Origin of the sequence: Pseudomonas sp. NPDC099000, from assembly GCF_044759925.1 — a bacterium.
In the GTDB taxonomy this organism is placed as follows: domain Bacteria; phylum Pseudomonadota; class Gammaproteobacteria; order Pseudomonadales; family Pseudomonadaceae; genus Aquipseudomonas.
The window spans coordinates 44,301-51,460 of record NZ_JBIWAF010000034.1 but is presented as its reverse complement, the minus strand read 5'-3'; the positions used below and the strand labels follow the sequence as shown (position 1 = coordinate 51,460).

4 protein-coding genes and 1 pseudogene are annotated in these 7,160 nt (G+C 58.4%); 4 read left to right on the top strand and 1 reads right to left on the bottom strand.

From position 1 onward, the window contains the following. The first annotated feature begins 3 nt into the window (after positions 1-3). The 3 genes and pseudogenes from rplQ (at position 4) to bfr (ending at position 2,669) form a co-directional block, all read left to right on the top strand. A pseudogene (rplQ, locus tag ACIQV9_RS25925) lies at positions 4-389 on the top strand (50S ribosomal protein L17). Positions 390-600: 211 nt separating this feature from the next. Continuing rightward, positions 601-2,055, top strand: a complete 1,455-nt coding sequence (locus ACIQV9_RS25920; RefSeq protein ID WP_403107555.1) for a catalase — start codon at positions 601-603, stop codon at positions 2,053-2,055. Positions 2,056-2,204: 149 nt separating this feature from the next. Beyond that, complete coding sequence (bfr, locus tag ACIQV9_RS25915; protein ID WP_007943775.1) at positions 2,205-2,669, top strand: bacterioferritin; 465 nt, start codon at positions 2,205-2,207, stop codon at positions 2,667-2,669. Positions 2,670-2,733: 64 nt separating this feature from the next. Here bfr and uvrA read toward each other — a convergent pair whose 3' ends face one another. Further along, positions 2,734-5,568, bottom strand: coding sequence for an excinuclease ABC subunit UvrA (uvrA, locus tag ACIQV9_RS25910; protein WP_403107553.1), 2,835 nt, complete (start codon positions 5,566-5,568; stop codon positions 2,734-2,736). A gap of 191 nt (positions 5,569-5,759) precedes the next feature. On the opposite strand from uvrA, the gene ACIQV9_RS25905 reads away from it, so the two are divergent. Then, positions 5,760-7,157 (top strand): MFS transporter, encoded by a 1,398-nt coding sequence (locus ACIQV9_RS25905; protein WP_403107551.1) that lies wholly within the window; start codon positions 5,760-5,762, stop codon positions 7,155-7,157. Positions 7,158-7,160: the final 3 nt, after the last annotated feature.

The following is a 7,160-nucleotide window of genomic DNA, read 5'->3' as shown; positions in this document are numbered from 1 at the left end:
ACCATGCGTCATCGTAAAAGTGGTCGTCACCTGAGCCGCACTAGCTCGCACCGCAAGGCCATGTTTCAAAACATGGCAGTGTCGCTGTTCGAGCACGAGCTGATCAAAACTACACTGCCGAAAGCTAAGAACTGCGTCGCGTTGCTGAGCCGCTGATCACTTTGGCCAAGACAGACAGCCTGGCTAACCGCCGTCTGGCTTTCGACCGTACTCGTTCGAAAGCTATCGTTGGTAAGCTCTTCAACGACCTGGGCAAGCGTTACGCTACCCGTGAGGGTGGCTACCTGCGCATCCTCAAGTGCGGTTTCCGCACTGGCGACAACGCACCTATGGCGTATGTCGAGTTGGTTGATCGTGCTACCGGTGGTGAAGCTGTATCCGCTGAGTAAGACGTCAGTCTGAAACGAAAAACCGGGCCTAAGTGCCCGGTTTTTTGTGCCCGCTAGAAAAGCATCGCCATCGATGCGTAACCAGAAAACGTAATTAGTAATTTTCTATCGATAGCTACAACTTAATGAATTTGTAGCTGTAACGTTCGTGATCAATACTCCCTCTCAGCCGATTAGCCGGCAGTTAAAGACTGACAGAGGAAGAGATCGCATGAGTCAAAATAAAACGCTGACCACCGCCAGTGGCGCTCCTGTCGCCGACAACCAGAATTCCCGTTCCGCCGGCCCTCGTGGCCCGCTGCTGCTCGACGACTTCCACCTGATCGAGAAGCTTGCCCACTTCAACCGTGAGAACATCCCTGAGCGCCGAGTACATGCCAAAGGCTCGGGTGCTTACGGCACGTTTACCGTGACTCGCGACATCACCCAGTACTCCAGCGCCAAACTGTTTGAATCGGTCGGCAAGCAAACTCCGACGTTCCTGCGCTTTTCCACGGTTGGCGGCGAACGCGGTTCGGCCGATACCGAGCGCGATCCACGTGGCTTTGCCCTGAAGTTCTACACCGAGGAAGGTAATTGGGACATTGTCGGCAACAACACGCCAGTGTTCTTCATCCGTGATCCGCTCAAGTTCCCCGACTTTATCCACACCCAAAAGCGTCTGCCGCAAAGCAATCTGAAAAGCGCGCAGATGATGTGGGACTTCTGGTCGCATTCGCCTGAGGCGTTGCACCAGGTCACCATTCTGTTCTCCGATCGCGGCATTCCTGACGGCTATCGTCACATGCACGGCTTCGGCAGCCACACTTACAGCTTGATTAACGCCAATGGCGAGCGGCACTGGGTGAAGTGGCACTACAAGACCAAGCAAGGGATCAAAAACCTGGCGCCCGCAGAAGCGGCACGCTTGGCCGGTACCGATCCGGATTACGCGCAGCGCGACCTGTTCGGGGCGATTGAGCGTGGTGACTTCCCGAAATGGCGTGTATGCATCCAGATCATGACTGAGACCCAGGCCGCGGCACACTATGAAAACCCGTTCGATGTGACCAAAACCTGGTCGCAGAAAGAGTTTCCGTTGATCGAAGTCGGCGAGCTGGAGCTCAACCGCAATCCGCAGAACTACTTTGCCGAAGTCGAGCAAGCGGCATTCGGCCCGAGCAACATGGTCCCGGGAGTTGGTCTGTCGCCAGATCGAATGCTTCAGGGCCGCGTGTTCGCTTACGCCGACGCGCACCGCTACCGCGTTGGCACCAACCATCAGCAACTGCCGGTGAACGCGCCTCGCAGTCCGGTGAATAGCTACCAGCGCGATGGTTCGATGGCGTTTGGCAGCAATGGCGGTGCGGCACCTAACTATGAGCCAAACAGCTACGTCGATTCGCCGAAACAAGCGCCTCGTTACGCTGAGCCACCCCTGGCATTGAGTGGCGCCGCTGATCGTTACGATCATCGTGAAGACACTGACTACTACAGCCACGCCGGTGCATTGTTCCGACTCATGAGTGACGAGCAGAAAACGTTGTTGGTCAACAACATTGCCGGCGCGATGGCCGGTGTTTCCAGTGATGTGGTTGATCGCCAGTTGCAGCATTTCTTCAAGGCCGACCCGGCGTATGGAGAAGCAATCGCAAAGGCACTCAACGTACAGCTTAACGAAGTCTAAACAAGAAGCAGAACCGCCCTCATTTGGGCGGTTTTTGCGTTATTTGAACTGCTTTTCTCAGAATATCTTCGCTTTTATCGCGCAAACGAAGTGACCAAATAGTCGCCTTGGTTCAAACTACAGACTTTCAAGCAGGGAGATGTAGGGCGATGCAAGGCCACCCAGACGTAATCGATTACCTCAACACGTTGCTGACCGGCGAACTGGCCGCGCGTGATCAATATTTCGTTCATTCGCGGATGTATGAGGACTGGGGATTCACCAAGCTCTACGAACGAATCAACCACGAGATGGAAGAAGAAGCCGGGCACGCCGATGCACTGATGCGCCGTATCCTGATGCTGGAAGGCACGCCGCGCATGCGTCCGGACGATCTCGACGTCGGCACCACGGTGCCTGACATGCTCGCCGCTGACCTGCGACTGGAATACAAGGTCCGAGCCGCGCTTTGCAAAGGCATCAAGCTCTGCGAGCAGCACAAGGACTATGTCAGCCGCGAGATGCTGCGGGTTCAATTGCATGACACCGAAGAAGACCACACCTACTGGCTTGAAAAGCAGATGGGTCTGATCAAGTTGATCGGTCTCGAGAACTACCTGCAATCCCACGCCTGATTGCACCGATACAAAAAAGCCCCTGTCACCGACAAAGTGACAGGGGCTTTTCCTTGGCCGTGATTCAGGCCTTGTCGCGAGCCAGCAGCGGCTTGAGGTAGAAGCCGGTGTGAGACTGCTTCATCTCGGACACTTCTTCCGGGGTACCGACAGCAATGATCTGTCCACCCTTGGAGCCGCCTTCCGGCCCCAGGTCCACCAGCCAGTCGGCGGTCTTGATCACGTCCAGGTTGTGCTCGATCACCACCACGGTATTGCCGTGGTCACGCAGTCGATGCAGCACGTCCAGCAGTTGCTGAATATCCGCGAAGTGCAGGCCGGTGGTCGGCTCATCGAGGATGTACAGGGTCTTGCCGGTATCGCGCTTGGACAGCTCGCGGGACAGTTTCACCCGCTGGGCTTCACCCCCCGACAGAGTCGTCGCCGATTGCCCCAGCTTGATGTAGGACAGACCTACATCCATCAACGTCTGAAGCTTGCGCGCCAGTGCCGGAACCGCGTCGAAGAACACTCGCGCTTCCTCAATGGTCATCTCGAGGGTTTCGTGGATGTTCTTGCCCTTGTATTTGATCTCAAGGGTTTCGCGGTTGTAGCGCTTGCTCTTGCAGACGTCGCATGGGACATAGATGTCCGGCAGGAAATGCATTTCCACCTTGATCAGGCCATCGCCCTGACACGCTTCGCAGCGTCCACCCTTCACGTTGAAGGAGAAGCGTCCCGGGCCATAACCACGGGAACGGGACTCCGGCACCCCGGCGAACAATTCACGGATCGGCGTGAACAGCCCGGTGTAGGTCGCGGGGTTGGAGCGCGGCGTTCGGCCGATAGGGCTCTGGTCGATATCGACGACCTTATCCAGATGCTCCAGACCCTTGATGCTGTCGTGAGCGGCCGCCTCAAGCGTCGTTGCACCGTTGAGTGCCGTAGCGCTCAAGGGAAACAGCGTGTTGTTGATCAGCGTCGACTTGCCCGAGCCGGACACACCGGTCACACACGTCAACAGACCAATCGGAATGTCCAGGTCGACATTGCGCAAGTTGTTGCCGCGAGCGCCCTTGAGGGACAGCGACAACTTCTTGTTGCGCGGTGTGCGCTTGGCTGGAACCGCAATCTTCACCCGGCCCGACAGGTACTTGCCGGTCAACGAATCAGGATGCGCCATCACTTCGGCCGGCGTACCTTCGGCGACGATATGCCCGCCGTGGACGCCCGCGCCCGGGCCGATATCCACCACGTAATCGGCCAGGCGAATAGCATCTTCGTCATGCTCGACCACGATCACCGTGTTGCCGATGTCGCGCAGGTGCTTGAGCGTGCCGAGCAACCGATCGTTATCTCGTTGATGCAAACCGATCGACGGCTCATCGAGGATGTACAGAACCCCCACCAGCCCGGCGCCAATCTGACTGGCCAGGCGAATCCGCTGGGCTTCACCGCCGGACAACGTGTCGGCACTGCGGTCCAGTGATAGATAGTCGAGACCCACGTTGACCAGGAACTGCAGGCGCTCGCGAATTTCCTTGAGGATCTTGTCGGCGATTTCACCGCGACGACCAGTCAGTTTCAGCACGCCGAAATAGTCACATGCATCGCCAATCGGCAGATTGGTCACCGCCGGCAGTGTCTTCTCACCCACCCAGACGTGCCGCGCCTCACGACGCAAGCGCGTGCCACGGCAATCCGGGCAATGCTGGGTACTGAGGAACTTGGCCAGCTCTTCACGGACCGAAGCGGACTCGGTTTCGCGGTAGCGACGTTCCAGGTTCGGCACGATGCCTTCGAACGGGTGGGAGCGTTTGACGATATCGCCGCGGTCGTTCAGGTATTTGAAGTCGACGTTCTGCGAACCGCTGCCGTGCAGGATGAACTTTTGCTGATCGGCCGGCAGGTCGTTGAACGGCACTTCGAGGCTGAACTTGTAGTGCGAGGCCAGCGATCCGAGCATCTGGAAGTAATAGACGTTACGCCTGTCCCAACCGCGAATCGCGCCCTCGGCCAGCGTCAGCTCACCGTTCACCAGGCGCTTGATGTCGAAGAACTGCTTGACCCCCAGACCATCGCAGGTCGGGCAAGCGCCGGCGGGGTTGTTGAAGGAGAACAGCTTGGGTTCCAGCTCGCTGATCGCATGGCCGCAAACCGGGCAGGCGAAGCGCGCAGAGAAGATGATCTCTTCGCCGGGCTCGTCGTCCATAGGCGCGACCAGTGCAATGCCGTCTGCCAGCTTCAGCGCGGTCTCGAAGGATTCCGCCAGGCGCTGTTGCAGATCGGCGCGGACCTTGAAGCGGTCGACTATTACATCAATCGAATGCTTCTTTTGCTTATCCAGCTTCGGCAGCTCATCCAGTTCGCAGATCCTGCCGTTGACCCGGGCCCGCACAAAACCCTGGGCGCGTAGTTCTTCGAAGACCGACAGGTGTTCGCCTTTGCGCTCGCGAATCACCGGGGCCAGCAGCATGAGCTTGCTGCCCTCCGGTTGGGCGAGGACCAGGTCGACCATCTGGCTGACGGTCTGCGCTTCCAGCGGTATGTCGTGATCCGGGCAGCGCGGAATACCCACGCGTGCGTAAAGCAGGCGCAGGTAGTCGTAGATTTCGGTGATGGTGCCGACCGTCGAACGCGGGTTGTGCGAGGTCGACTTCTGTTCGATGGAAATGGCTGGAGACAAACCTTCGATGGTGTCGACGTCAGGTTTTTCCATCATCGACAAAAACTGCCGGGCATAGGCCGACAGCGATTCGACGTAGCGGCGCTGGCCTTCGGCGTACAGCGTGTCGAACGCCAGGGACGATTTGCCGGATCCGGACAGGCCGGTGATGACGATCAGTTTGTCCCGTGGCAGGGTCAGGTCGATGTTCTTCAGGTTGTGGGTTCGGGCCCCACGAATCAGGATCTTGTCCAAAGTGGCCTCGCTTGGCGGGCGTCGAAAACGTAGGAGTATACGGCCAAATACTGGATGGATGCACACTATCAAACGAGCGGATTTGTGTCTTACATGAAGAGTCTGTCAGCGGAGCGCGTCAAAGCGTCGCGATATACCCCGTCAATCGATGGGACTGGTAGAATCGCCGCCGGTTCACATGAGGTTTTTCCATGCACGATCCCCACAGCGAACGCATGAGTGGCAGTGAGACACGCGCAGCAAGCGGTCTGGCCCTGGTGTTCGCCTTCCGTATGCTTGGCATGTTCATGGTGTTGCCGGTACTGGCGACCTATGGGATGGATCTGGCAGGAGCGACCCCGGCCCTCATCGGACTGGCGATTGGCGCTTACGGCCTGACCCAGGCAATTTTCCAGATTCCTTTCGGCTTCATTTCCGACCGCATCGGCCGTCGTCCGGTGATTTACCTCGGGCTCATCATCTTCGCCCTCGGTAGCGTGCTGGCAGCCAATGCCGATTCGATCTGGGGCGTCATCGCCGGACGCATCCTGCAAGGCGCCGGGGCGATTTCCGCCGCAGTGATGGCGTTGCTGTCAGACCTGACCCGCGAACAGCATCGGACCAAAGCCATGGCCATGATCGGCATGACGATTGGTCTGTCGTTCGCTGTCGCCATGGTGGTAGGACCGTTGCTGACCCGCGCCTTCGGTCTGTCCGGGTTGTTCCTCGCCACGGGCGGCATGGCGCTGTTCGGCATTGTGATTGTGATGTTCATGGTGCCGCGTTCCACCGGCCCGTTGCAGCACCGTGAATCCGGCGTCGCGCGTTCGGCGCTGATCCCGACGCTCAAGCATCCGGACCTGCTGCGCCTGGACCTGGGCATTTTTGTGTTGCACGCGATGTTGATGTCGAGCTTCGTGGCTTTGCCCCTGGCCCTGGTCGAAAAAGCCGGGCTGCCCAAAGAGCAGCACTGGTGGGTCTACCTCACCGCGCTGCTGATCTCTTTCTTCGCCATGATCCCGTTCATTATCTACGGCGAGAAGAAACGCAAAATGAAACGAGTTTTATTGGGCGCGGTGCTGACGCTGATGCTCACTGAGCTATTCTTCTGGCAGTTCGGCGATAGCCTGCGGGCTCTGGTGATCGGGACGGTGGTGTTCTTTACCGCGTTCAATCTGCTGGAGGCTTCGTTGCCATCGCTGATCAGCAAGGTTTCACCGGCAGGCGGCAAAGGCACGGCGATGGGGGTTTATTCCACCAGCCAGTTCCTCGGTTCGGCGCTGGGCGGGATCCTCGGCGGTTGGCTTTTCCAGCATGGCGGTTTGTCGGTTGTATTCCTCGGATGCGCCGGCCTGGCTGCCCTCTGGCTGGTCTTTGCTGTTACCATGCGCGAACCACCTTATGTCACGAGCCTGCGCTTGCCGTTGTCGCCCGAGGCGATCCGCGAAGCGGGTCTGGTTGAGCGCCTGAAGGCCGTCGTAGGGGTAACAGATGCGGTAGTCGTTGCTGATGAAGCGGCGATTTACATCAAATTGGACACAGAACTATTGGATCGCACCACCCTTGAGCGCCTGGTGAACAACCCGGCCGGGGCAGCGTGCGTAGCCTAGGAG